This window comes from Bradyrhizobium valentinum (assembly GCF_001440405.1).
Classification (GTDB): Bacteria; Pseudomonadota; Alphaproteobacteria; order Rhizobiales; family Xanthobacteraceae; genus Bradyrhizobium; species Bradyrhizobium valentinum.
Window position 1 is genome coordinate 1 of sequence record NZ_LLXX01000230.1, and the last position, 23,098, is coordinate 23,098.

The window sequence follows — 23,098 nt, forward strand, 5'->3', positions numbered from 1 at the left end:
CGGCTACATACTCCGCAAACCGCGTTTCGCTGTCTCCACCCTGATCGAGATTCATCCGGCCCTCCGCGCGCCAAATATTGAATCTCCTCAATTACTTGATTCTCAGCCTCAATGACTGCGACCGTCTGACTCAGTACGACTAACCCACCCTACGCGCACGTCACTCCGGAAACCGCGCCGCATTCTCCTCCAGCGGGAGCGCCAATCCGTTCGCAAGATACGAAACGGTACGGTAAAAGCCGCACAGCAGGATGATCTCGAATATCTTCGCATCATTGTAATGCGCCGACAGTGCCGCGAATTCGGCGTCGTTGAGGGTCGCGCGATCGTGCAGCGCATCGACGGCGGCGATCAGCGCCTGCTCCGCGGCCGACCAGCATCCGTCCGTGGCGGCGCCGAGCACGGTGGCGCGAATTTGCCCTTCCGTCAGGTGCGCGGCTGCACCAAACGTCGCGACATGCACGCCCCATTCGTACTCGCATCCCGTTCGCGCGCAGGTGCGGTCGATGACGATCTCGCGCTCGCGCAAACCGAGCGGCCCGCGGTCCAAAAGACTGCCGGCGCGGAATTTTTCCCAGGCACGGGCGTTGCCGGCCATGACGCGAAATAACACCAACGGCGGCGCCCCGCGCATGATGCGATCGAACTGCTCGGCAATGTCAGGTGCATAAGGCGGCTGCAGCGGCGCGATGCGCGGTGCGGTCTGGGACATGGTCAGCTCCTGTGCTACAAATAATGTAGCATCATGCTACATAATCGGTAGCAGTACGCAAGAGGCTTTCGGATGGCAAAACAGGCCGATATCGCTGGGAAACGGGGCGTGCGCGGCTCCAGAACGGGCCGGCCGATCATGGCGCTGCTCGATCTGCTCGGCCGACGCTGGACCTTGCGGATCATCTGGGAGCTGCGCCAGGAGCCGCTGACTTCCCGTGCCCTGCGAACCGCCTGCGACGAAGCCTCGCCGACGGTGGTTCAGGCCAGGCTGTCGGAGCTGCGCGAGGCCGGCCTCGTCGAACTCATGCCCGGCGACGGCTACCGCCTCACGCCGCTCGGCAGGGAGCTGATGGAAAGCTTCCTGCCGCTGCATCACTTCGCCGAGCGGTGGAGCAAGCGAATAGCAAGCTAGGCCACGGCCACCGTGAGACTCGCGCCATCGGCCTGCACGACCCTGACGCGGCTGCCGGCCGGCGCGTCGGGGCCGGCGACGCGCCAGATCGTGTCGTCGATCCGCACCGTGCCTGTCCCGCCAACGATCGGCTTTTCCAAGGTGAATTCCCGGCCGATCAGCGCCTCGGTCCGCTTGTTGAGAAACGGGTTGCTCCGGCTGCGGCTCCCCTCGCTGCGCGCAAAGTGCCGCCACGCCGGCACGGCGGCGACCGCGAATACCGCAAACACCAACAGTTGCGTCTGCCAGGACGGGTTGATCGCAAACGACAACAGCCCGGTCAGCAGCGCCGCGAGCCCGAGCCAGAACATGAAGACACCCGGCGCGAGCAGCTCCAGCGCCATCAGGACGAAGCCGAGGATCAGCCAGTTCCAGGCACCTAACGTAGAGAAAATTTCGGCCATGACACGAACCTCTCATCAACCAGTATGACCATCCGGATCAACTCCTACCGCTGCGGCGTGACCGGCGGAGGGGTGGGACCGGTGTTCGGCACCGATGACGTTCGCCGCGCGGCCGCGGCTGATGTCGCGGCCTCACCGAAGGTGGCCTTGGCGATCTCGCCGATGCCGGCAAGCGATCCCAAAATGCTCATCGCTTCGATCGGCAGCATGATGACCTTCTGGTTCGGCGAATCCGCAAGCTGCCCAAACGCCTTGATGTACTTGTCGGCGATGAAATAGTTCAGCGCGGCGATGTCGCCCTTGGCAATGGATTCGGAGACCATCTGCGTCGCCTTGGCCTCGGCTTCGGCGGAGCGCTCGCGCGCTTCGGCGTCGCGGAACGCAGCCTCCTTGCGGCCTTCGGCCTGCAGGATCTGACCCTGCTTGGCGCCTTCCGCGCGAAGAATTTCCGACTGCCGCTGACCTTCCGCCTGCAGAATATCGGCGCGCTTGACGCGCTCGGCCTTCATCTGCCGACCCATCGCCTCGACCAGATCGGCCGGCGGCACGATGTCCTTGATCTCGATGCGGTTGACCTTCAGCCCCCACGGCGACACTGCGGCGTCAACCACGCGCAGCAGACGCTCGTTGATCTCGTCGCGATGCGACAGCACCTGGTCGAGGTCCATCGATCCCATCACCGAGCGGATGTTGGTCATGGTCAGCACGATGATGGCCTGCTCGAGATTGGCGACCTCGTAGCTTGCTTTGGCGGCGTCGAACACCTGGAAGAACGCGACCCCGTCCACCGTCACGGTGGCGTTGTCCTTGGTGATTACCTCCTGCTCCGGAATGTTGATCACCTGCTCCATCATGTTCATCTTGCGGCCGACGCGGTCGAAATAGGGCACGATGATGTTCAGGCCAGGCGACAGCGTGCGGGTATATTTGCCGAACCGCTCGATGGTCCAGTCATAGCCCTGCGGCACCGTCTTGACGCCCGCAAACAGCGTGACAATAACGAGCAGAACAAATGCAATCGCGAAAATGTCGAAACCAGTCATAAAGTCCCTCCAAAGCCGGCAAGGTGATCGTTGCCGGACGCGGTCTCTCATTATGAGTCAGCAACGCCGCGGCGCCGGTTCGAGCGGCTGTTCTCAAGTTATGGTTATATAGCTGGGGAACGGTTTGGCGGCCACCAGATGTTCGCGAGGTCCGAACGGCGGCAAGGTATCGGAAAATTTTCGAAGCGCTATATCCAGCCTTGAAGCTCGCGCAACACGAGCTGGCGGATGACGTCCATGCCGGGATCGCTGTCGTTGAGGCAGGGAATGGCGGAAAATTGCTCGCCGCCGTTGTGCCTGAAGATCTCGGCATTCTCCTGCGCGATCTCTTCCAGTGTCTCCAGGCAATCGGCGGAGAAGCCGGGGGTCACGACGGCTATGCGCTTCACACCATCTTTCGCCAGCTTTTCGATGGTCTTGTCCGTATAGGGCTGCAGCCACTCGTCGCTGCCGAAGCGCGATTGAAATGTAAGGACCAGCTTGGAGGCATCAAGCCCGATGCGCTTGCGCAGACTTTCCGTTGTTGCGACGCACTGCGCCTGATAGGGATCGCCCTTGTCGACATATTTCTGCGGCATGCCGTGAAACGACGCCACGATCAGATCGGGCTGAAATGACAAGCTCGCCAGATGCGCATTGATCGAAACCGCGAGCGCCTCGATATAATCAGGATCGTCGTAATAAGGCGGCGTCACCCGCAGCGTCGGCTGCGCGCGCATGTCGGCCAAAACACGAAACACCTCGTCGCAGACGGTCGCCGACGTCGCAGCCGAATATTGCGGATAGAGCGGCACCACCAGAATGCGGTCGCATCCCTGTGCGGTCAGGGCGGCGATGCGCGAACGGATCGACGGGTTGCCGTATCGCATCGCCCAGTCGACCACGACATGCTCGTGATCGGCGATCGCCTCGGCAAGCTTTTCGGCCTGGGAGCGGGTGATGGTCTTGAGCGGGGATTCGTTCTTCTCGAAATTCCAGATCTTCTGGTAGTCGCGCGCCTTCCGGCCGGGACGCACACGCAGGATGATGCCGTTCAGGATCAGCTTCCACAACAGCCCCTGATCCTCGATCACCCGGGGATCGCTGAGGAATTCCTTCAGGTAGACCCGCACCCCCGCGGCATCCGCGGTGTCGGGGGTGCCGAGATTGACCAGCAGCACGCCGACGCGTTGCGGCGAGACCGCCGGCGCCGGCTTCGCATTTCCGTGAGGGGCGACCGCCATCATGATTTCGATGGCTTCGCGCGTTGCACCATCCTTGTCAAGATAATGGCCGGTTCGATACGCTTCGCCCATTGCTCCGGGCGGGAGGGACCATGACGATCGCCGAATGGTGCGTTTTCGGAACGCTGATGCTCTATCTGATGACGATCGCGTCCGTGAAATGGATCAGCTTTCGACAGTTCGATAATTCCCGGCCGCGCGATCCCGGCTTCTACGAGGACCCGATCCGCGCCCGCGCGCTCGGCGCCCACCAGAACGGCATCGAGGCCTTTCCGTTCTTTGCCGTTGCTGTGCTGCTGGCGGAATTCCGGCTCGGCCCGCAGCATTTGATCGACGAACTCGCCGTTCTCTTTCTGATCGTGCGGATCGCCTACGTCTTCACCTATATCGGCAACCGCCCGACGCTGCGCTCGATCCTCTGGAGCCTCGGCTTTGCGATCAATATCGCGATCTTCTTCTTGCCGGCGATCAAGGCCTATCTGCCGGCGTAAGGTACGCCACGGCCTATCCCGTCATTGCGAGGAGCAAAGCGACGAAGCGATCCATGCTTCCGCGCCCGCCGATCGATGGATTGCTTCGCTGCGCTCGCAATGACGTGTGGATACAGGATCGCGTTCTGGCAAGGCAGCTCTCACGTCGCCAGATGTTTCTCCCGCGCCGCGATCCGCTCCCGGATCGCCTTCGATATCGGGACCGGACGGTGGGTTTCCTGGTTGGTGTTGACCCAGATGATCTCGCCAAGTGACGAGCGCGTCACTACCGCCCTTCAGGAAGATGGCTAGTTCGAAGGTCATGCTCGAGTTGCCGATCCGCGCCACGCGCGCGCCGACATCGAGCTCCCAATCGAAACGGACCGGCGCCTTGTATTCGATGACGGACTTGACGACGTGAAAATCCTCGCCCGTCTGCTTGGCGTCGGCATACTGATCATAGCCGAGCGCACGGAAATATTCGGTGATGGTGGTATCGAAATAGGTCAGATAGTGCGCGTTGAAGACAACGCCCTGGCCGTCGATTTCGGAATAGCGTACCCGGAACGGGTGAAAGAACCAGAATTGCTCGCGTGACATGGTTTCTCCGACTATGCCTTGGCATGATTGGTTGCCTGCATAGCGCACCGAACCAATTTCAAAAGCCGGGCAACTTGCGTTACCGAAATAGAGCTGCAGAATCTATCGCGGTAAATTGTCGTCCCTGCGAACGCAGGGACCCATACGCCGTGCCGCTAGTTTTGAAAAACCTGTTCGACGGCTTTCGTCCAACAACTTAATCCTGTGGTTATGGGTTCCTGCGTTCGCAGGGACGACAGTTCGTAGCGTGGATCACAAACACGTTGCGCGTTCGGCGGCGAGGTAGCCGAACAACAGGCCGAGGCCGAACAAGAGCACCAGCCCGGCGGCGCCGAATTCGATGCCGCGCATGATCAGCGTGCCGCCGCCCTCGCGTCCGGCGCTGAGCCGCCGGGCCAGGCCTTTCGCCGATACGGCGATCACCGCGATGGTTGCGACCGTGATGGCGGTGCCGAGCCCCATCACAAAGGTCGCGGCGATGCCGGCCAGGAACAGGCCCTGCGCCAGCGAAAATACCAGCACCAGGATCGCGCCCGAGCAAGGCCGCATGCCCACGGCAAAGATCGTGCCCAAGCCACGCTGCCAGCCGCCGGGGCCGGCGAGTTGATCCGGCGTCGGCCCGTGCGAATGGCCGCAATGCTCGTCATGCTCGTGGTCATGGCCGTGGCTATGAATGTGGTCATGGCCGTGATGATGATCGTGGTGGTGATGACCATGATCGTGATGATGGGCGACAGCGACAGCCATCGCCGGCACCGGCTTGGCCTGCAACGCGCGCATAAAACCGCCGCCCTTGGTCCAGACCAGCCGGGCGCCAAGCGCCGCGATCAGGGCGTAACTTACGATCTCGATCGCCTTCTCCGCGGAGCACATCGTCTTGGCGGTGGAGGAGAGCAGCCAGGCGAGCACCGCCACGATGGCGACCGCCACCAGCGCCTGCAGCAGCGCCGAGGCGAACGACAGCACGATGCCGCGCCGCGCGGTTTCCTCGTTGGCGACGAGATAGGATGAGATCACCGCCTTGCCGTGGCCGGGGCCGGCCGCATGAAAGACGCCGTAGGCAAAGGAGATGCCGAGCAGCGTCCAAACCGCGCTGCCGTCGGATTTCGCCGCCCGGATCGTCTGCGACATCTCGCGATAGAATTCAGATTGCTTGGCGAGGATCCAGCCGACGATGCCGCCGACCTGCGGCTCGGCGGCGGGTCGCGGTCCGCCGAATGGATTTTGTGCCATCAAAGCGTGCAAGGCCGCGTCGAAAACAATAAGCGCCGACAGCGCGGCAATGGTGATGGTGACGCCTCGCGCAAGGCCGGCGGGCATCTGCCTCACGGGCAATTCACCATGATCTTGTTGGCAAACATCGCGCCGTAATTGGAGTTGTCGCCGTTCATGAAATTCTGCTCGTTCAAGCGTTGGGTGTTGGCGGTTTCGTCATTCGGCCGCTGGAACTGCATCTGGCAGGCGGCGGGTGCGCCGACCAGCTTGATCGGGTCCTTGTCGTCGAACTTGAAGTCGATGAAGTAGGAGGGATCGAACACCTCCAGCGCAAGCTGCTTCGACGTCGCCGGCGCCTTCAGCGGCAAGACGAAATGCAGCGTCAGGGCGCTGTCCTTGTATTCGAGGAAGTAGTCCACCGGCTCGGTGAATTTCGCTTTCTTGCCGTCGGCCTTGGCGAAGGTGAAATAGGCGAAATCCTTCAGCGACTCGACATTGGTCTGCGCCAGCGGCGCCAGGTCCTCGCGGGTGTAGACGCCCTTGGTCTTGGTCTCGATACCCTGCAGCGCATAGGTCGAGAACATGTCGTCGAAAGTCCAGGCGTGACGCACCCCCGTCATCGAGCCGTCGGGCGCGTAGACCACCTCGCTCCTGGCGGTGATCCAGACGTGCGGGTGGGCCTCGGCGTACGATGCGCCGGCCGACAACGCGAAGAGCAAGACCAACAATCCGAACAGTACACGCAACACGTCGTTCCCGCGAACGCGGGGACCCATACGCCGTGTCTTCTCGTTTTGGCAATGTGGCAAAGGCTCTTCCTTCACAACGAACACCAGGGGTTATGGGTCCCTGCGTTCGCAGGGACGACTCGTGGAGGCGGCGCCGGCTAGTCAGGCCGCCGGTGTTGTTTCGAGCAGGCCGCGTCGCTGCAGCAGCGCGTCGGCCTCCGGCTCGCGGCCGCGGAAGGCGACATAGGCCTCCTCCGGCTCGCGCGAGCCGCCCGACGAATAGATATCGTCGTGCAGGCGCTTGGCGGTGGCGGGATCGAAGATGTCGCCGGCCTCCTCGAAGGCGCCGAACGCGTCGGCGTCCATCACTTCCGACCACATATAGCTGTAATAGCCCGACGCATAGTGATCGCCGGAAAAGATATGGCCGAACTGCGTGGGCCGGTGCCGCAGCGCGATTTCCGCGGGCATCCCGATCTTCTCCAGCTCCGCCTTCTCGAACGCGCCGACATCGCGGCTGGCCTCGGCCGGCTGGGTGTGGAATTCGAGGTCGATCAGCGCCGAGGAGACGAACTCCACGGTGGCAAAGCCCTGGTTGAACTTGCGGGCGGCGAGGAAGCGCTGCAGCAGGTCGTCCGGCAGCGGCTCGCCGGTCTGGTAGTGCTTTGCGAACTGCCGCAGCACCTGCGGCTGCTCCTGCCAGTGCTCGTAGAGTTGCGAGGGCAGTTCGACGAAGTCGGTGAACACACTCGTGCCCGATAGCGAGGGATAGGTCACGTTGGACAACATACCGTGCAGGCCATGGCCGAATTCATGGAACAGGGTTCGCGCATCGTCCGGCGACAACAGCGACGGCTGGCCGCCTGAGCCCTTGGCGAAGTTGCAGACATTGATGATCAGCGGGGCGATCTCGACGTCGAGCTTCTGCTGGTCGCGCAGCGAGGTCATCCAGGCGCCGGAGCGCTTTGACGACCTGGCGAAGTAGTCGCCATAGAACAGCGCCTTGTGCTTGCCGTCGGCATCCCTGACCTCCCAGACCCGGACGTCCGGATGCCAGACGGGGATGTCCTTGCGCTCGGAGAAAGTGATCCCGAACAGGCGGGTGGCGCAATCGAAGGCGGCCTCGATCATGTGGTCGAGCACGAGATAGGGCTTGATCGCGGCGTCGTCGAAATTGGCACGGCGCTGCCGCAGGATCTCGGCGTAGTAGCGCCAGTCCCACGGGGCGAGCGTGAAATTGCCGCCCTCCTCCGCGATCAGCGCCTGCAGGGCGTCGCGGTCGGCGAGCGCTCGCGCCCGGGCCGGCTTCCAGACCCGCTCCAGCAGGCCACGCACCGCCTCCGGCGTCTTGGCCATGGAATCCTCCAGCCGGTAGGCGGCGTAGGTCGGAAAGCCCATGATCTTGGCGGCCTCCTCGCGGAGCTGGAGAATCTCCACGATGGTGGCGTTGTTGTCGTTGGCGTTGCCATTGTCGCCGCGCGCGGTGAAGGCCTTGAATACCTTCTCGCGCAGGTCGCGGCGGGAGGAGCTCTTCAGGAACGGCTCGACCGAGGAGCGCGACAGCGTCACGATCGCCTTGCCTTCCATGCCCCGCTCTTCGGCGGCCGCCTTGGCCGCGGCGACGAAAGCCTCGGGAAGGCCGCCGCGGTCGTCCTCGCCGAGCTCCATGAACCAGTCCTGCTCGTCGCCGAGCAGATGGTGGCTGAACGAGGTGCCGAGCTGGGCCAGGCGCTCGTTGATTTCCGCGCGGCGCTTTTTGGCAACCTCGTCGAGGCCGGCGCCGGCGCGGTAGAAGTTGGTATAGGTGCGCTCCAGGAGCCGCATCTGCTCACCCGTCAAGCCGAGCGTGGCGCGCTTCTCGTGTAGCATCGCGATGCGGCCGAACAGCACCGCGTTCATCATGATCGGGTTCCAGTGCCGGGCCATCCGCAGCGAGACTTCCTTGTCGATCTCCAGGATCGCCGGATTGGAGTGCGCCGAGACCAGGTCGTAGAACACCGCCGAGACCTTGGAGAGCAGCTTGCCGGAGCGCTCCAGCGCCGTGATCGTGTTGGCGAAGTCAGGCGTGGAAGGGTCGTGGGTGATTGCCGCGACCTCAGCGGCATGATCGGCAAAGGCCTGCTCGAACGCGGGCAGGAAGTGCTCCGGTTCGATCTCGGTAAACGGCGGCGTCTCGAACGGCGTCTGCCACGGCTCGAGCAGCGGGTTTGCCCGGGCTTCCGGAGTGGTCGCCATCTGCTGCGTTTCTGACATTACAAATCCCGTTTTCGCCTCTAGAGCCCTTCCGGTCCTGACATCGTCAGACCCGGCTCCAGGCTGTGCCTTGACGCGTTTTCATTACACGAACCGGTACCCATTTCGCTCGAAAACGCTCTGGAAGATGCGGCAATCTATACCACGCGATGCGGCATTTTTGGGCCTTTTGCGCTTGATAGATAGGCCCTTTTCGGAGAGATTGCGCCCCTCAAACAGGAACTATTTCATGAGCCCACAGCCCGCTTCCAGCTCCTCCCGCGCGATCGCCTGGCCGAGCGTCATCACCGTCATCTCGGCGGCGATCCTGATCGGCGCGGAGGTCTTCGGCGCGGCGTTTGCCGGCGGCTGGGCGCTCGCGATCCTGTTCGGCCTCAACGACACCAGCGCTCACATCCTGCAGGCGGTGCTGTTCGGGATCGGCGTGCTGATCATGGTGGCGTTCATCCGCGCCGCGCAGCGCATCGAGCCGTTCTTCAGGCGCGCCTGACGCGCGTTCGAGAAAGCGCTGCGGCGCAGGCGCAGAAGCGCTCACGCTTCTCCGGAAGTCTTAACGTCCGTTCATGTTTGTTGTCGGCGGCGCGCGCTGCGAACGAATTTGTAAGCACGCGCGCGGGAAATTTATCCCCAGCCTAAAAAAATTGTTGCGAAGCGAAATCAAAAGTCTTATTTCCAGCCTTGCCCAATTTCGCACGTGCCTGTGGTCGTGTGTCAGTCGGTAGGTATCCGGACAAGAGGCCGGACAGCCGCCAAGGGATGAAGAACCGAGGGTCTCTCAAGTTTGAGTGGCCAGCATCTCTCTCAAGAGATGCCGTTGAAGGTCTCTCCATCCTTTGCAACCGTGACTGGCAGCCGGAGGCGAACCGGCGCACCCCGCTCTCAACGGGGGACGCGACTTAAAGCAACGACGGATCGGGCTTTTTTGGTCTCTACCGGCATTCCACCGCCGGCGCGGGCTACTGAAAAGGCTTGTCCTTCATTGCCAGGTGTGCGGGCGGGAAATTCCCGACCAATCCACGGCAGCACAATTCGGTCCGAGTTCAAGGCCTAGTCGCGTCTCCATCGTGCGACAACGCCGAAGCACTCATGTCCGAGATCAAAATTTGAACGGGTCCCGTCGCTGGGCCGTTTGGAGGGTGCTATGACCGAACGTATTCAGGAATTCCTGCGCAACCGTCGCAGCGAGGGCCAGGACACCGAGCCGTGCCTCGTTGTCGACCTCGAAGTGGTGCGCGACAACTACCAGACCTTCGCAAAGGCCTTGCCGGACAGCCGCGTGTTCTACGCGGTGAAGGCTAATCCTGCGCCCGAAGTGCTGTCGCTTTTGGCCTCGATGGGCTCGTGCTTCGACACGGCCACCGTCGCCGAAATCGAAATGGCGCTGGCAGCGGGTGCGACGCCTGACCGCATCTCCTATGGCAATACGATCAAGAAGGAGCGCGACATCGCACGCGCCTTCGCGCTCGGCATTCGCCTGTTCGCGGTCGATTGCGCCGCCGAAGTCGAGAAGATCGCCCGTGCCGCCCCCGGCGCCAAGGTGTTCTGCCGCATCCTCTATGATTGCGCAGGCGCCGAGTGGCCGCTGTCGCGCAAGTTCGGCTGCGATCCGGAGATGGCGGTCGAGGTGCTCGACCTCGCCAAGCGCCTTGGCCTGGACCCGTGCGGCATCTCGTTCCATGTCGGCTCGCAGCAGCGCAAGGTGAAGGCATGGGACCGCGCGCTGGCGATGGCCTCGACGGTGTTCCGGGACTGCGCCGAGCGCGGGATCAACCTGTCCATGGTCAACATGGGCGGCGGCTTCCCGACCAGGTACCTCAAGGACGTTCCTCCGGTCGTGCAGTACGGCCGGTCGATCTTCCGGGCGCTGCGCAAGCATTTCGGCAACCAGATTCCGGAGACCATCATCGAGCCGGGCCGCGGCATGGTCGGAAATGCAGGGGTCATCGAGACCGAAGTCGTTCTGATCTCCAGGAAGAGCGACGAGGACGAGGTGCGCTGGGTGTATCTCGACATCGGCAAGTTCGGCGGTCTCGCCGAGACGATGGACGAGTCGATCCGCTACGCCATCCGCACGCCGCATGACGGCGCGGAGATGACGCCGTGCGTGCTCGCAGGTCCCACCTGCGACAGCGCCGACGTGCTGTACGAGAAGATGCCGTATCCGCTTCCGGTGACGCTCGAGATCGGCGACAAGTTGCTGATCGAAGGCACCGGGGCCTATACGTCGACCTACTCGTCGGTGGCGTTCAACGGCATCCCGCCGCTGCGGACCTACCACATCTGACGCCTCGTTAGAGGCTCGAATAATGGGAGCCGGTGCGCCGGCTCTCTCCCTTCATTGCCGATTTTCTGACAACGCTTCGCGCGGCTCGCCTGCCGTGGAAGCGGGGACTGACGTGCCATGACTGCTTTGCGGAAGACCACTACGGCTCTCATCTCCGATGCCGCTCCGTTCGCGATCCGTGCGGAACGGGCCTCGGACGTCGCTGCGCGCGAGGCGCTGCTGGATGCCTGCTTTGGCGACAATCGCCATACGCGCTCCTGCCAGCGCCTGCGCGACGGACGCGCGCCCGCTGAAGGCCTTGCCTTGTCGGCCGTGCGCCAGGGCCGGGTGGTCGGGACCGTGCGGTTGTGGCACGTCAGCGCCGGGGGCATCCCGGCGCTCATGCTCGGCCCGCTGGCGGTGGAGGCTTCCTCCCGCCAGCTCGGCGTCGGGGCTGCGCTGATGGACCACGCGCTCGCGGCGGCGAAGGCGCGTGGCCATCGCGCGGTAATCCTGCTGGGCGATGCGCCCTATTACGCCCGTTTCGGCTTCTCTGCCGCCAAGACCGGCGAACTGTCGCTACCGGGCGCGTTCGAGCGCGACCGGCTGCTCGGCCGCGAACTCTGCGAAGGCGCGCTCGACGGGGCCTGGGGCATGATCGCGCCGACCGGCGCGCCGCTGCCTAAAACGAAGGCAAGCCGCGCCCGGAAGGCGCTGCTCGTGCCGCGCGCGGCTTGATGCCATGCTGGAGATCCTTCCCGAGCCGGGTGCCGGCACGCGCCTGCGCTTCCGCAGCGTCATCACCACGGCGCTGCTGATCATGATCTCGGTCATGATCGTGCGGGACATCCTCTCGCGCCGCTGGGTCGGCTCCGCGCCCCCGGCCTCCGATGTTGTCAGGCCATCCCGGTAGCCCCGCGAGGGGTTGCGCGCGCCAGGGAAAAGCCCTTAAACCGCGCCAAACTCGCCCGGACCATCCCCAATCCTTCCCACGATCGAGGTTCCGATGCCCCGTCGCCTGATCTCCACCGGCTCGCCCCTTGAAAAGACCGTCGGCTACAGCCGCGCCGTCATCGACGGCGACTTCGCCTTCGTCGCCGGCACCACCGGCTACGATTACGCCACCATGACGATGCCGGCGGATGTCACGAGCCAGTCACGGAACTGCTTCAGGACCATCGAGGCCGCCCTGAAAGAGGGCGGCTTCGCGATGGCCGATATCGTCCGCGCGACCTACTACGTCACTGATGCCAAGGACGTGGATGCCCACTTCGCCGTCTGTGGCGAAGTCCTCGGCGACATTCGCCCCGCGGCGACGTTGCTGATCGTCGTTGGCCTCGCAAGGCCCGAGATGAAGGTCGAGATCGAAGTCACCGCGAAGCGCCGCACCGCCTGATCCCCCATTCACGACAGACCGTATTTTCCGGAGACCCACTTATGAGCCCGTCCGCGCAAATCCATGCGAAAATTTCCGGCCCCATTGTCATGATCGGCTTCGGCTCGATCGGCAAGGGCACGCTGCCTTTGATCGAACGGCATTTCGACTACGACAAATCGCGCTTCGTCATCATCGATCCGCATGAGGACGGCGAACTGGCCAGGCAGCACGGCGTGCGCTTTATCAAGCAGGGCATCACCCGCGAGAATTACCGCGAGGTGCTGGTGCCGCTGCTCACCGCCGGCGGCGGCCAGGGCTTCTGCGTTAACCTCTCGGTCGATACCTCGTCCGTGGACATCATGACCCTGTGCCGCGAGATCGGTGCGCTCTACATCGACACCGTCGTTGAGCCGTGGCTCGGCTTCTATTTCGACAAGAAGATCGGCCCGGAGAAGCGCTCCAACTACGCGCTCCGCGAGACGCTTTTGGCGGCGAAGCACAAGAGCCCCGGCGGCACGACCGCGGTCTCCACCTGCGGCGCCAATCCGGGCATGGTGTCGTGGTTCGTCAAGCAGGCGCTGCTCGACGTCGCCCGGGACACGGGCGTTGAAATCAACGAGCCGAAGAGCCGCGAAGGCTGGGGTCAGCTTGCGATGAAGCTTGGCGTCAAGGGCATTCATATCGCCGAGCGCGACACCCAGCGCTCGAAGAAGCCGAAGCCGATGAACAAGTTCGTCAACACCTGGTCGGTCGAAGGTTTTGTCTCCGAAGGCATGCAGCCGGCCGAACTCGGCTGGGGCACCCACGAAAAATGGATGCCGGACAACGGCCGCCAGCATACCGAGGGCTGCGGTGCCGCAATCTATCTGCTGCAGCCGGGCGCCAACACCCGCGTGCGCTCCTGGTGCCCGACGCCGGGCGCGCAATACGGCTTCCTCGTCACCCACAACGAGTCGATCTCGATTGCGGATTACTTCACCGTCCGCGACGGGGCGAAGGTGGTCTACCGCCCGACCTGTCACTACGCGTATCACCCGGCGAACGACGCGGTGCTCTCGCTGCACGAGATGTTTGGTGCGACCGGCAAGATGCAGCCCTCGTGGCACATTCTCGACGAGAACGAGATCGAGGACGGCATCGACGAACTCGGCGTACTGCTCTACGGCCACGGCAAGAACGCCTATTGGTACGGCTCGCAGCTCTCGATCGAGGAAACGCGGCGGATCGCGCCCTATCAGAACGCGACGGGCATGCAGGTGTCGTCCGCAGTGCTGGCCGGCATGGTGTGGGCGCTGGAAAACCCCGACGCCGGCATCGTCGAGGCCGACGAGATGGATTTCCGCCGCTGCCTCGAAATCCAGATGCCGTATCTCGGCCCGGTGAAAGGTTTCTACACCGACTGGACGCCGCTGTCGGACCGGCCGGGCCTGTTTCCGGAAGACATCGACACGTCGGATCCCTGGCAATTCAGGAACGTGCTGGTGCGGTAACGCAAGACGCGGCCCGGGCTGGAGCGCGCAAAACAATAACCATTGTCGAAATTAAGGTGCGGCTGATAGGGTACACAACCACAACGTGACGCCCTGACAGCCGCGCCGGTGAGCAATGAGCCGAAATTCGAACGCAGCCTGCTCCACGAGGCTGAAAAACACGGGCGCAGCTATCGCCCTGATGATCTTCTCGCTAAGTCCCGGCGTTGCTTTCGCGGCCGGCGAAGGGTGCATGGCGAGCTACTACCGCAGCAAATCGCCAGCCTGTATCGACGACACGCTGGCGCAGCTCCGGCAAACGGCCGCAAGCGGGCGGGCCGAACCCAACACCATCATCGGCTTCCTCGGCGAACTGTTCAGGAGTTCTCCGCAGGAGCGCGAGCGCCTTCTCAAGGCCGAGACCTCGAACTACGTGAAGTCGATCGACGTCGTCAGCCTGTACAGGGCGGGCTTGCCCGATGAGGCGCAGAGGTTTGCCGCCGCCAACGACCTTTCCGGCCTATCGGACAGATTGCGGGCGGCGCGGATGCCGCCGCTGGAGGCCGTGACACCGTCCTCCACGCCGGGCGACAATGACTTGCTGATCGGCGCTTACATGGCATCCGGCAACACGGCGCATATCCGGCGAATTCTCGATAATTATTCCAGCGCCGATGACGGCATGGCCGGTGACGGCTTACGCGTCGGATTCATGATGAGCAAATTCGGTCCCGGTCTCGCGCCGAAAGGACGCGACAGCGTCATGGCCAAGGTGGCCTGCACGAAATACGACTGCAAAGCGAACCAGGCGAAATTCCTTCGGGTCATGACATTGGGGACGGCGATGTGGTCCCTGCAATCGCTGTCGGCGCAGGACGACGGCATCAAGAAGACGCTGTCCGAGTTCTTTTCCCGCGATGCGCGCCTCAAGAGCCTGTTTGCAGTGGAGCAGGCCGCTTTCGGAAATTACATGACGGCGATCCTGCTCGTTGCCACCTTCAAGGACAAACGCACCGGCGAAGACCAGGACCGGACTTACGAACTGATGAACAAATCAGCGTCCATCTACGAAAATCTCGGGTCGGGCAAGGACGCGTTTGAGCCCTTCCAGAATCTCAAGAAGTAACGAGATACGGGCGGCCGCGCATCAAGCGGGCCAGCCAGCCGCGGCGGTTCTCGCTGCAGTGCACAGCGTACGGCCCGATTTCCGGCGTAGAACTACGCACGGGAACCCCTATCGCTCGTAACCCTCAATTAATTCAATCGCGCGATCCTGAGAGGTCATTTTCTGCGAGGGCCCAAGGCCGTCGCCGCAGCTTTTTGAGCGAGGGCTCCCGGTTGGAGCGACCAACATGCGCGTCACTATTGCCATCGTTCTGTCGGCCACGGCTTTGGCTGCGTGCACGCCTGAGAGCAACAATGACGTTACGGGCTCGGTCGACAATTGCGCGCGCAAGCTTTACAGCCAGTATAATCCCAAGGACAAGAAGCAATGCGTCGCGGTGTGCATCGCCTGCGAGCGCGGGGTGGTGACGACCTGTTCGACCGCCTGCACCCTCAAGGGCGCGATATAATCGCACGCCTGCGGCACTTCGCCATCAGACGACGCCGCCGAGATAGAGCCGCTTCACGATGTCGTTGGCCTTCAATTCGTCGACCGACTGTGCGGCGACCGCGATCTCGCCGTGGACGATGATGTAGCCGCGATCGGCGATCCGGATCGCCTGGTTGAAATTCTGCTCCGCCATCAGCACAGTCAGGCCGACGCGCTGCTTGAGTTCGCCGATCTTGGCGATGGTCTGCGACACCAAAAGCGGCGACAGCCCGACCGACGGCTCGTCGATCAGCAATAGCCGTGGCGAGGACATCAGCGCGCGCGCAATCGCCAGCATCTGCTGCTGTCCGCCGGACATCGTGCCGGCGAGCTGGTTGCGGCGCTCCTTCAAGGCCGGAAAGGTCTCGAACGCCAGCGCGAGATTCTGCTGGATGGCGCTGCGGGCCAATTTCCTGAAGGCACCGAGCATCAGGTTTTCCGTCACCGTCAATTTGGGAAACAGCCGCCGCCCCTCGGGCACCAGCGCCACGCCGAGATCGACAATCGCCTCGGCCGAAAGTCTGGTGAGATCGTGCGACCGGCCGTCGATCGTCAGCGACAGCCGGCCCCGATCCGGGCGGACCAGGCCCATGACGCACTTCATCAGCGTGCTCTTGCCGTTGCCGTTGGTGCCGAGCAACGCAACCGTCTCGCCGGCCTCGACGTGCAGCGTGACGCCGCGCAGCGCCTTGACGGCGCCGTATCCCGCATCGAGGCCCTCGATGGCAAGGCTAAGTGCCAAGGTAAGCCTCCTGCACCCGCTTGTTGCCCATCACCTCAGCCGGGGCACCGATCGCGATGATTTTTCCCGCGTCGAGGCACATCACCCGTTCGGAAAAGCGCATCACCGCCTGCATGATGTGCTCGATCATGATGATGGTGATGTCCTCCTCGCCGAGGCTGATCAGGAGGTCCAGCACCTCGTCGACCTCGGATGAGGAAAGCCCCGCCATCGCCTCGTCGGAAATCAAAAGTTTCGGCCGCACCGCCATCGCGCGCGCCAGCTCCATCTTGCGCAATTCCACCTGGCTCAGCGTACCGGTTGGCGCGCTGGCCTTGGAGGCAAGGCCCATCCGCGTCAGGATCGACATCGCGACGTCTTCCTCCGGAAGGCTCGAATCGACCTTGGCGAAGTCGAGCCCGACCATGAGGTTCTCCAGCACCGTCATGCTTTTGAACGGCCGAGGAATCTGGAAGCTGCGGGCGATGCCGCGGCGCGCGCGCAAGTGCGGCGGCAATTGGGTGATGTCCTCGCCGCAAAAAATCACGTTGCCGGTCTGCGGACGCAGCGCGCCGGAAATGCAGTTGATCAGCGTCGTCTTGCCCGAGCCGTTCGGCCCGATCAGGCCGAACCGTTCGCCTTTCCTTATATCGACGCTGATATTGTCGAGCGCGGTGAAGCCACCGAAGGTCTTGGTAATGGCCCCGACTTGCAGCAAGGGCGCGTCAGGCGCGGCTGCCGGTGTCATGGCTTGCCTCCCGCGCGCAGACGATACCGCGGCCGCAGCAGCCCGATGATGCCTTTGGGCGCGCCGACCACGAAGAGCACGAGCATGATGCCGAGCACCAGCACGTTGACTTCCGAGGAGATGGTCACCGCGAGAAGCTGTTGCGTCGAGCCGAGCAGGATGGCGCCGAGCACCGGACCGATCCAGTGCGCGGTGCCGCCGATCAGCGCCATCGCAAGCGCCGACACCGAGTAGCTCAGGTTGAATGCCGAGGATGGATCGGCGTATTGCAGATACATGGCGGCGGGCGCCCCGGCCGCGGAAATCAGCGCGCCCGAGATCATGCAGGCGACCAGTTTCAGCTTCAAGGTCGGCACGCCCGTGCATTCCGCCGCAAGTTCATCGTCCCTGAGCGCCTGCAGGCCGCGGCCGATCCGGGAATTCTGGATGTAGCGCGCGATCGAGACGGCAATGACCACCAAGAGCGCCTGCACGAAGAACAGCATCTTCACATAACTGTCGAACGGCGCCATCACCGGCGGCCGCTGTATCTGGATGCCGGCCGCACCGCCGACGAACCGCCAGTTCATCACAAAGGTCTCGATGATGATCGCAAGCGCAATCGTCGCGATCGAGAAGAAGATGCCGCGCATCCGCAGGGTCAGCAGGCCAACGCCAAAACCGAGCGTCATGCCGACGACCGCGGCGGCTGCGATCTGCACCACGAGCGGCGCTCCTGTCGCCTTGAACAAGGCTACCGCCGTGTAGACGCCGACGCCGAAAAAGGCGTTGGTGCCGAAATTGACGTAACCGGCATAGCCGCCGAGGATGCTCCAGGCGACCGCGAGCGCAATGAATTGCAGGATCACGTAGCCGGCAAAGAACGGATATTCGTTGCGGACGATCTGCGTCATCGACAGCACGGCAATGAGGAAGACAGCCGCGCCGGCCCAGAAAACGATGCTGTTGCGATGCTTCGTCATCGGCCGAGCAGACCTTGCGGCCGGACGGCGAGTACGCCGAGCAGCATCGCGAATGAAATCGCCGGCGCCCAGGAGGCGCCGAACAATGTCAGCACGATGGATTCGGCGACGCCGAGGATTATGGCCGCGATCAGCGTGCCGCTGATGCTGCCGAGCCCGGCCATGACGACGACGCAGAAGGTCCGCCCGATATAGGCGCGGTCGAGCGTCGGCTCGACCGGGGCCACGATGATCAGGAGCGCGCCGGCGATGCCGAGCACGGCGGTGGCGATGCCGAAGGCAAATTGCTTGATGCGGACCGGATTGGCGCCCATCAGCCGCAGCGCCTCCTCGTCCTGCGCGACCGCTCGGATCGCGCGGCCCATGAAGGTTTTCGACAGATACACGGCGAGCAGCACCGTCAGCGCCAGCGCGACCGCGAACGCAACCAGTTGCCGGATCGGTATCCGAAACTCGCCGAACCGCCAGGACTTGCCGATATAGGTCGCGGAAACCGAGCGCTGGTCGACGCCGAATTGCAGGATGATCAGCACCTCGATGATGAAGGCGATGCCGAAGAAGAACGCGATGCCGCGGACGCCCGCGTCGCTGCCGCGCCGCTCGAAGGTCTCGTAGTAGACGCGGTAGGCGAGCAACCCGAACAGGAAGAACAGCGGCGTGATCGCAAGCCCCGCCAGCAGCGGATCGATGTCGTAGCTCTCGTTGAGCTGGTACACGCCGTAGGACGCGAGCACCAGGAAGGCCGGATGCGCGACATGGGGAACGTCGAGCAGCCCGAACGAGACTGATAACCCGACGCTGACGGCCGCATAGAAGCAGCCGAGCAGCACCCCAAGCACCACTGCCCCAAGCAGCAGGTCCATCGAAAACACGTCAGGTCCCCCCTTGGCTCGAAGCCGGAAAAGCCACGAGGCCTACTTTCGGGCCGCCTCGAAGGGACTGATGAGGTCTCCAGTTTTCAGCTTCTCGGGGAACAGGATCACCTGCTTGCCGGGGGACCGGAACTGTTCGATGTCCTTGTCCTTCACGCCCCGGAATTGGGCCTGCAGCGTCGCGGTCTCCTTGCGCTCGCCATCCGCCGAAAACGCGATCGGCCCGACGATGGTCTTGTGCTCGTTCTCGCGCAGATATTTGGCGATGCCCTTCTGGTCGAGCGACTTGGTGGAATTAACCGCCGCCTCGATCATCTGGCCCATCGCATAGCCGAACGGGGCGAGATAATAGCCGAGCGGATCGACCTTGGCTTCCACGGCACGCTTTGTGTACTTGTCGAAGAATTCTTTGGTGCCGTCGAAATACATGCTCTTTTCCGGCAGCCAGGTATTGTAGTTCACGACGCCGTTGAGCAGCGAGCCGAGGTTCGACATGACGGCGGCGAACTGCAGGCCGACCATGCCGCCGCCGAAAATCTTGACGTCGTCGCCGATCCCGATCTCGTTCACCGCACGCAGGATGCCGGCCGAGTCAGGCGGATAGGACGCGACATAGACGATGTCGGGCTTGGCGGCCTTGAGCGCGCGGATGATGGAGGAAAACTCCACCGTGTTCGGCGGATAGACCTGGTCGAAGACGACAGGAAGGTTGCGCTTCTTGGCGACATCCCGGGCCGTCAGCGCGAGGTTTTGCGCGAATTCCTGGTCCGCCGTCAGCAGCGCCATGTTCTTGCCGCCGGCCTTCTGCGCCAGATCGAGGAACGATGCCGCCCAGCTATCGGCCGGTCCCCAGGGGGCATTGTTGAACCACATGTCGTGGCCGACCTTGCTGTTCACCTGGAACGAGAAATTGCCCATCAGCAACAGGCCGCGCTGCTTGACGAACGGCATGATCGGCGCGGTCGGCACGGTCGCGTAGGGCGCGAACAGGAGATCGACCTTGTCGACGTCGACCAGCTTGGCGTAGATCGCCGGCGTCTCCGAGGCGCTCGACTTGTCGTCATAGACGACGAGTTCGACCTTGCGGCCGAGCAGGCCGCCCTTGGCATTGATGTCGTCGCGCCAGATTTCGATGCCGAGCAGCGAAGCCTTGCCGCCGCCGGCGAGACCGCCAGTCTGCGGCATCGACATGCCGATCTTGATCGGCGGCTGCTGGGCCAATGCACTCGAGCCCTGGCCGAGCACGGCAACCGCCATCGCTCCGCCGAGAAATGTCCTGCGTTTCATTGATTCCCCCTCATTTGTCGTTGTTGTCAGTCATTTTTCGGCTCCGCCGGATCTCCGCCCGGTCGCTGCGAATAATTGCTGTCAGCCGGGACTATCCGGCCCCAGCCGGCGCGGATTCGTTTTTGGCCGATTGTTTGATGATCGCCGACGGATCGGCGCCGACGCGCCCGCTGGTCTTGTCAGCGGCGCTTTCGCGCGACAGCCGCATGTCGAAGCGGATGCTCGGCATGCCCTTGATCGGGCATTCTGGATCGCTAGCGACCACGTCGACGGCGAGATCGCCCGACGAGCCGAACACGACATCATCAGCCAAATGGGGATCGTCGCGCAGATAGAGCGCGGTAACGAGCTCCCGATAGCCCGACGCGCCGACCAGGAAGTGAATATGCGCCGGCCTCATGCCGTGCCGCGCCTGCGCTTTCACCATGGCGCCGACAGGTCCATCCATGGGTATCGAATAGCCGAGCGGCTTGACGGTGCGCAGCACGTAGACGCCATCCGCATCGGTTGCGAACACGCCGCGATAATCGACTGATGTCGCGCTGGCCTGAATGTCGTAGAGGCCGTCGGCGCCGGTTTGCCAGATCGAGACGGTGGCGCCAGCGACTGGCTTGCCGCCGGCATCGGTGACGCGGCCGTAAAGCACACACTCGCTGCCGGGCTGTGGATTTTTGGCGATCGAACTGCCGGCCGCGAGCGTCGGCGTGGCCTCGCGATAGAACGGGCCGAGCAGGCTGGTATGGGTGGCTTCCTCCAGGGCGGTGGCGTCGTGCAGGCCATTGACGAGCGCCGAGAGACCGAGCGTGTCGGACAGCAGGATGAATTCCTGCCGTTCCGGCGAGCACATCTTGCCGGCGGCGGTCATGAATTCGATGCCCTTGATCCATTCCGCCGGCGTCAGATTGACCTCGCGGGCAAAGGCATGGAGGTGCTTGACCGCCGATGCCATGATCATCTTCAGGCGCGGGTCCGGCGTTGTCGCCATCTGGTCGAGCACGGCGTCCGTGATCGTTTCCGGCGTTAACTCACGCATGCGTCACTCCCTGACCTGGTGGCCGTTGTTCGACCTGCCGGCTGTTATTGCAGCAAGCCTAACCGCTTGTTGGGGATCAACACAAGGCGTTCGGAGGCGACGCCTGTGCCCCCTCATACAAATTGATACGAGCGGATGGGGGCACATGGCTGCATACTGGCGCGTCAGAACGCGCACCGCAGCCCACGAATTTTGCGATTGCACAACTGGAGCTGTGGAAGTGGGATCATTTCTCGGGGATCGGCGGCGCAACCTTCTCCGCCGGTGCCGGCGGCAGTGCGGGTTTAGCGCCCGCCTTCTGCGCGTCCGGGTCGGGGCGGGCTGGTTGCGGCGGAATATCTGATGGCCGTTGGCCGGTGGTGCCCGGCTCCGCGGGCGCGGGCGGTTTCTCTGCGGGTGGTTTTGTTTCCGCGCCCGGCGTCGATTGTGTGGGTGGCGTTGCTTGCGCGATGTGCTGGGGATCGCCCGCCATGATCTCACTCAGCGAGATCGCCGAAATGGCCAGCCCCACCGCGATCAGCGTGGATGCCAGCAGCATATCCCGTCGGTATTCGCGTTGGCGGTCATCGGCAGGCATATCGTTCAACCCACGAAATTGTTCACGGGTTCAACGGCCGGCAAGGCGCATGGTTCCGCGGGGAACCTGGGCCTATCCGGCGCCTAGAATTCCAGGATTCCGGCGTCGCCGTCCTCGGTGCCGAAGGCCAGCAGCGTGCCCTTCGCGTTCCAGGCCAGCGCCGAGACCGGCTCGCCGCCATTGCGGCGCACCAGAATTTCCGCGCCGTCCTCGAGCCGCACGATCAGCACGGTGCCGTCGCTATAGCCTGCGGCCATGATGTCCTGCTTCGGATGACAGGCGACCATGGAGACGCGCGCCTGTAACGGCGCCAGCATCGCGGGCTCCTTGCCCATCGGGCCGTCCTTGCTGGCGAACGGCCAGATGATCACGGTATCCGCGCCCGACGTGGCGAGCCCCTTGCCGCCCGCGCTCCATGACATCGAGCGGACGCGGCCGGGATAGCCGCTCATCCGCATATGCCTGTTATCTGCGAGCCGCCAGCCGTGCAGCGCCGGCTCGTGCATGGCGGTGACGAGGAATTTGTTATCGGGGCTGAAGGTCACCGCAAGGTGCGAGCCGGCCCATTCCAGAAATTCGGGCTTCGCGGCCATGTTGGGAAACCACAACGTCACGCCGTTGTAGTGGGCAACCGCCACGCGCAAGCCCTTCGGCGCAAACGCCAGCCCGCCGACGGTCGAGGGCGCATCGAAACTTTTCTCCTCGCCTTTGCCGCTGCGGACATAGGCCGTCTTGCCAGCCGACCAGGCAAACGCGCCATCGGGATGCAGCGCGACATTGTCAATCCAGCGCCGCTTTGCGTCGGTGGCGAGCACCGACGTTTCGCCCTTGGCATTTAACGCAATGACCTTGCCGTCATCGCCGCCCGTGACGACGCGCTGGCCATCGGACGCCGTGCAAAGGTTGGCGCCGCTATGCACGTCTACATGGGATACTTCGCCGTTGGCATCGGCCAACGCGACTTTTTCCTCGGCGCATACGAAGGCCGCGCGATCGCCGAGGAAGTGCACGTCGGCAATCGGAGCGCCGACCGCGACGGACTTCACGCGATCGGTCAGGGATGCAATGGTGAGCTGTTCGGAAGACATGATTT

The 23,098-nt window shown here is 63.4% G+C and carries 26 protein-coding genes; 10 read left to right on the plus strand and 16 right to left on the minus strand.

Annotated elements, in window-relative coordinates:
* Nucleotides 1-160 precede the first annotated feature (160 nt).
* Nucleotides 161-712, minus strand: a complete 552-nt coding sequence (locus CP49_RS39710; RefSeq protein WP_057855524.1) for a carboxymuconolactone decarboxylase family protein — start codon at nucleotides 710-712, stop codon at nucleotides 161-163.
* A 72-nt stretch (nucleotides 713-784) separates the two neighbouring features.
* Here CP49_RS39710 and CP49_RS39715 point away from each other — a divergent pair, with 72 nt between their 5' ends.
* Entirely contained in the window at nucleotides 785-1,126 is a 342-nt protein-coding gene (locus tag CP49_RS39715; protein ID WP_057855525.1) for a winged helix-turn-helix transcriptional regulator, read from the plus strand.
* Here CP49_RS39715 and CP49_RS39720 read toward each other — a convergent pair.
* The 3 genes from CP49_RS39720 to hemH form a co-directional block, all read right to left on the minus strand.
* Entirely contained in the window at nucleotides 1,123-1,569 is a 447-nt protein-coding gene (locus CP49_RS39720; RefSeq protein ID WP_057855526.1) for an NfeD family protein, read from the minus strand. The genes CP49_RS39715 and CP49_RS39720 overlap by 4 nt on opposite strands.
* A 44-nt stretch (nucleotides 1,570-1,613) precedes the next feature.
* Nucleotides 1,614-2,612, minus strand: a complete 999-nt coding sequence (locus tag CP49_RS39725; RefSeq protein WP_057855527.1) for an SPFH domain-containing protein — start codon at nucleotides 2,610-2,612, stop codon at nucleotides 1,614-1,616.
* A gap of 188 nt (nucleotides 2,613-2,800) precedes the next feature.
* A complete protein-coding gene (gene hemH, locus CP49_RS39730; RefSeq protein WP_057855559.1) occupies nucleotides 2,801-3,838 on the minus strand; it encodes a ferrochelatase in 1,038 nt (345 codons plus the stop codon).
* Between the two features lie 89 nt (nucleotides 3,839-3,927).
* On the opposite strand from hemH, the gene CP49_RS39735 reads away from it, so the two are divergent.
* Complete coding sequence (locus CP49_RS39735; RefSeq protein ID WP_057855528.1) at nucleotides 3,928-4,326, plus strand: MAPEG family protein; 399 nt, start codon at nucleotides 3,928-3,930, stop codon at nucleotides 4,324-4,326.
* A gap of 21 nt (nucleotides 4,327-4,347) precedes the next feature.
* Here the strand turns inward: CP49_RS39735 and CP49_RS39740 are convergent, their stop codons facing one another.
* The 4 genes from CP49_RS39740 to CP49_RS39755 form a co-directional block, all read right to left on the minus strand.
* Nucleotides 4,348-4,905: an acyl-CoA thioesterase gene (locus CP49_RS39740; protein ID WP_245311098.1), complete on the minus strand. Its 558-nt coding sequence runs from the start codon at nucleotides 4,903-4,905 to the stop codon at nucleotides 4,348-4,350.
* A 252-nt stretch (nucleotides 4,906-5,157) separates the two neighbouring features.
* Nucleotides 5,158-6,225 carry a nickel/cobalt transporter gene (locus CP49_RS39745; RefSeq protein WP_156438907.1) on the minus strand — a complete coding sequence of 356 codons (1,068 nt, stop codon included), beginning with the start codon at nucleotides 6,223-6,225 and terminating at the stop codon, nucleotides 5,158-5,160.
* A 5-nt stretch (nucleotides 6,226-6,230) separates the two neighbouring features.
* On the minus strand, nucleotides 6,231-6,896 hold the full coding sequence (locus CP49_RS39750; protein ID WP_057855530.1) for a DUF1007 family protein: 666 nt from the start codon (nucleotides 6,894-6,896) through the stop codon (nucleotides 6,231-6,233).
* Nucleotides 6,897-7,010: 114 nt separating this feature from the next.
* Nucleotides 7,011-9,101 (minus strand): M3 family metallopeptidase, encoded by a 2,091-nt coding sequence (locus CP49_RS39755; RefSeq protein ID WP_057855531.1) that lies wholly within the window; start codon nucleotides 9,099-9,101, stop codon nucleotides 7,011-7,013.
* Nucleotides 9,102-9,330: 229 nt separating this feature from the next.
* Here CP49_RS39755 and CP49_RS39760 point away from each other — a divergent pair, with 229 nt between their 5' ends.
* From CP49_RS39760 to CP49_RS39790, 8 genes are all read left to right on the plus strand, one after another.
* On the plus strand, nucleotides 9,331-9,591 hold the full coding sequence (locus CP49_RS39760; protein ID WP_057855532.1) for a hypothetical protein: 261 nt from the start codon (nucleotides 9,331-9,333) through the stop codon (nucleotides 9,589-9,591).
* A gap of 651 nt (nucleotides 9,592-10,242) precedes the next feature.
* The gene (locus CP49_RS39765; RefSeq protein WP_057855560.1) at nucleotides 10,243-11,385 is read left to right on the plus strand and encodes a type III PLP-dependent enzyme; all 1,143 of its coding nucleotides are present in this window, start codon (nucleotides 10,243-10,245) and stop codon (nucleotides 11,383-11,385) included.
* A gap of 117 nt (nucleotides 11,386-11,502) precedes the next feature.
* Nucleotides 11,503-12,102: a GNAT family N-acetyltransferase gene (locus CP49_RS39770; protein WP_057855533.1), complete on the plus strand. Its 600-nt coding sequence runs from the start codon at nucleotides 11,503-11,505 to the stop codon at nucleotides 12,100-12,102.
* Nucleotides 12,103-12,106: 4 nt separating this feature from the next.
* Nucleotides 12,107-12,277: a hypothetical protein gene (locus CP49_RS46565; RefSeq protein ID WP_197423363.1), complete on the plus strand. Its 171-nt coding sequence runs from the start codon at nucleotides 12,107-12,109 to the stop codon at nucleotides 12,275-12,277.
* Nucleotides 12,278-12,370: 93 nt separating this feature from the next.
* On the plus strand, nucleotides 12,371-12,760 hold the full coding sequence (locus CP49_RS39775) for a RidA family protein (RefSeq protein WP_057855534.1): 390 nt from the start codon (nucleotides 12,371-12,373) through the stop codon (nucleotides 12,758-12,760).
* A gap of 41 nt (nucleotides 12,761-12,801) precedes the next feature.
* The gene (locus tag CP49_RS39780; protein ID WP_057855535.1) at nucleotides 12,802-14,232 is read left to right on the plus strand and encodes a homospermidine synthase; all 1,431 of its coding nucleotides are present in this window, start codon (nucleotides 12,802-12,804) and stop codon (nucleotides 14,230-14,232) included.
* Nucleotides 14,233-14,464: 232 nt separating this feature from the next.
* The gene (locus CP49_RS39785) at nucleotides 14,465-15,337 is read left to right on the plus strand and encodes a hypothetical protein (RefSeq protein ID WP_156438904.1); all 873 of its coding nucleotides are present in this window, start codon (nucleotides 14,465-14,467) and stop codon (nucleotides 15,335-15,337) included.
* 226 nt (nucleotides 15,338-15,563) lie between these two features.
* Nucleotides 15,564-15,785 carry a hypothetical protein gene (locus tag CP49_RS39790; protein ID WP_057855537.1) on the plus strand — a complete coding sequence of 74 codons (222 nt, stop codon included), beginning with the start codon at nucleotides 15,564-15,566 and terminating at the stop codon, nucleotides 15,783-15,785.
* 24 nt (nucleotides 15,786-15,809) lie between these two features.
* Here the strand turns inward: CP49_RS39790 and CP49_RS39795 are convergent, their stop codons facing one another.
* The 8 genes from CP49_RS39795 to CP49_RS39830 all read right to left on the minus strand — a co-directional run bounded on the left by CP49_RS39795 (nucleotide 15,810) and on the right by CP49_RS39830 (nucleotide 23,093).
* Nucleotides 15,810-16,547: an ABC transporter ATP-binding protein gene (locus CP49_RS39795; RefSeq protein WP_057855538.1), complete on the minus strand. Its 738-nt coding sequence runs from the start codon at nucleotides 16,545-16,547 to the stop codon at nucleotides 15,810-15,812.
* A complete protein-coding gene (locus CP49_RS39800; RefSeq protein ID WP_057855539.1) occupies nucleotides 16,537-17,274 on the minus strand; it encodes an ABC transporter ATP-binding protein in 738 nt (245 codons plus the stop codon). Before CP49_RS39800 ends, CP49_RS39795 begins: the two co-directional genes overlap by 11 nt.
* Nucleotides 17,271-18,236 carry a branched-chain amino acid ABC transporter permease gene (locus tag CP49_RS39805; protein WP_057855540.1) on the minus strand — a complete coding sequence of 322 codons (966 nt, stop codon included), beginning with the start codon at nucleotides 18,234-18,236 and terminating at the stop codon, nucleotides 17,271-17,273. The genes CP49_RS39800 and CP49_RS39805 overlap by 4 nt, the downstream gene beginning before the upstream one ends.
* On the minus strand, nucleotides 18,233-19,099 hold the full coding sequence (locus CP49_RS39810) for a branched-chain amino acid ABC transporter permease (RefSeq protein ID WP_245311101.1): 867 nt from the start codon (nucleotides 19,097-19,099) through the stop codon (nucleotides 18,233-18,235). The genes CP49_RS39805 and CP49_RS39810 overlap by 4 nt, the downstream gene beginning before the upstream one ends.
* Nucleotides 19,100-19,150: 51 nt before the next feature.
* A complete protein-coding gene (locus CP49_RS39815; RefSeq protein ID WP_156438905.1) occupies nucleotides 19,151-20,395 on the minus strand; it encodes an amino acid ABC transporter substrate-binding protein in 1,245 nt (414 codons plus the stop codon).
* A 91-nt stretch (nucleotides 20,396-20,486) separates the two neighbouring features.
* Nucleotides 20,487-21,428 (minus strand): dioxygenase family protein, encoded by a 942-nt coding sequence (locus CP49_RS39820; protein ID WP_057855543.1) that lies wholly within the window; start codon nucleotides 21,426-21,428, stop codon nucleotides 20,487-20,489.
* Between the two features lie 226 nt (nucleotides 21,429-21,654).
* Nucleotides 21,655-22,005 carry a hypothetical protein gene (locus tag CP49_RS39825; protein WP_057855544.1) on the minus strand — a complete coding sequence of 117 codons (351 nt, stop codon included), beginning with the start codon at nucleotides 22,003-22,005 and terminating at the stop codon, nucleotides 21,655-21,657.
* Between the two features lie 83 nt (nucleotides 22,006-22,088).
* Nucleotides 22,089-23,093, minus strand: coding sequence for a WD40 repeat domain-containing protein (locus CP49_RS39830; protein ID WP_057855561.1), 1,005 nt, complete (start codon nucleotides 23,091-23,093; stop codon nucleotides 22,089-22,091).
* Nucleotides 23,094-23,098: the final 5 nt, after the last annotated feature.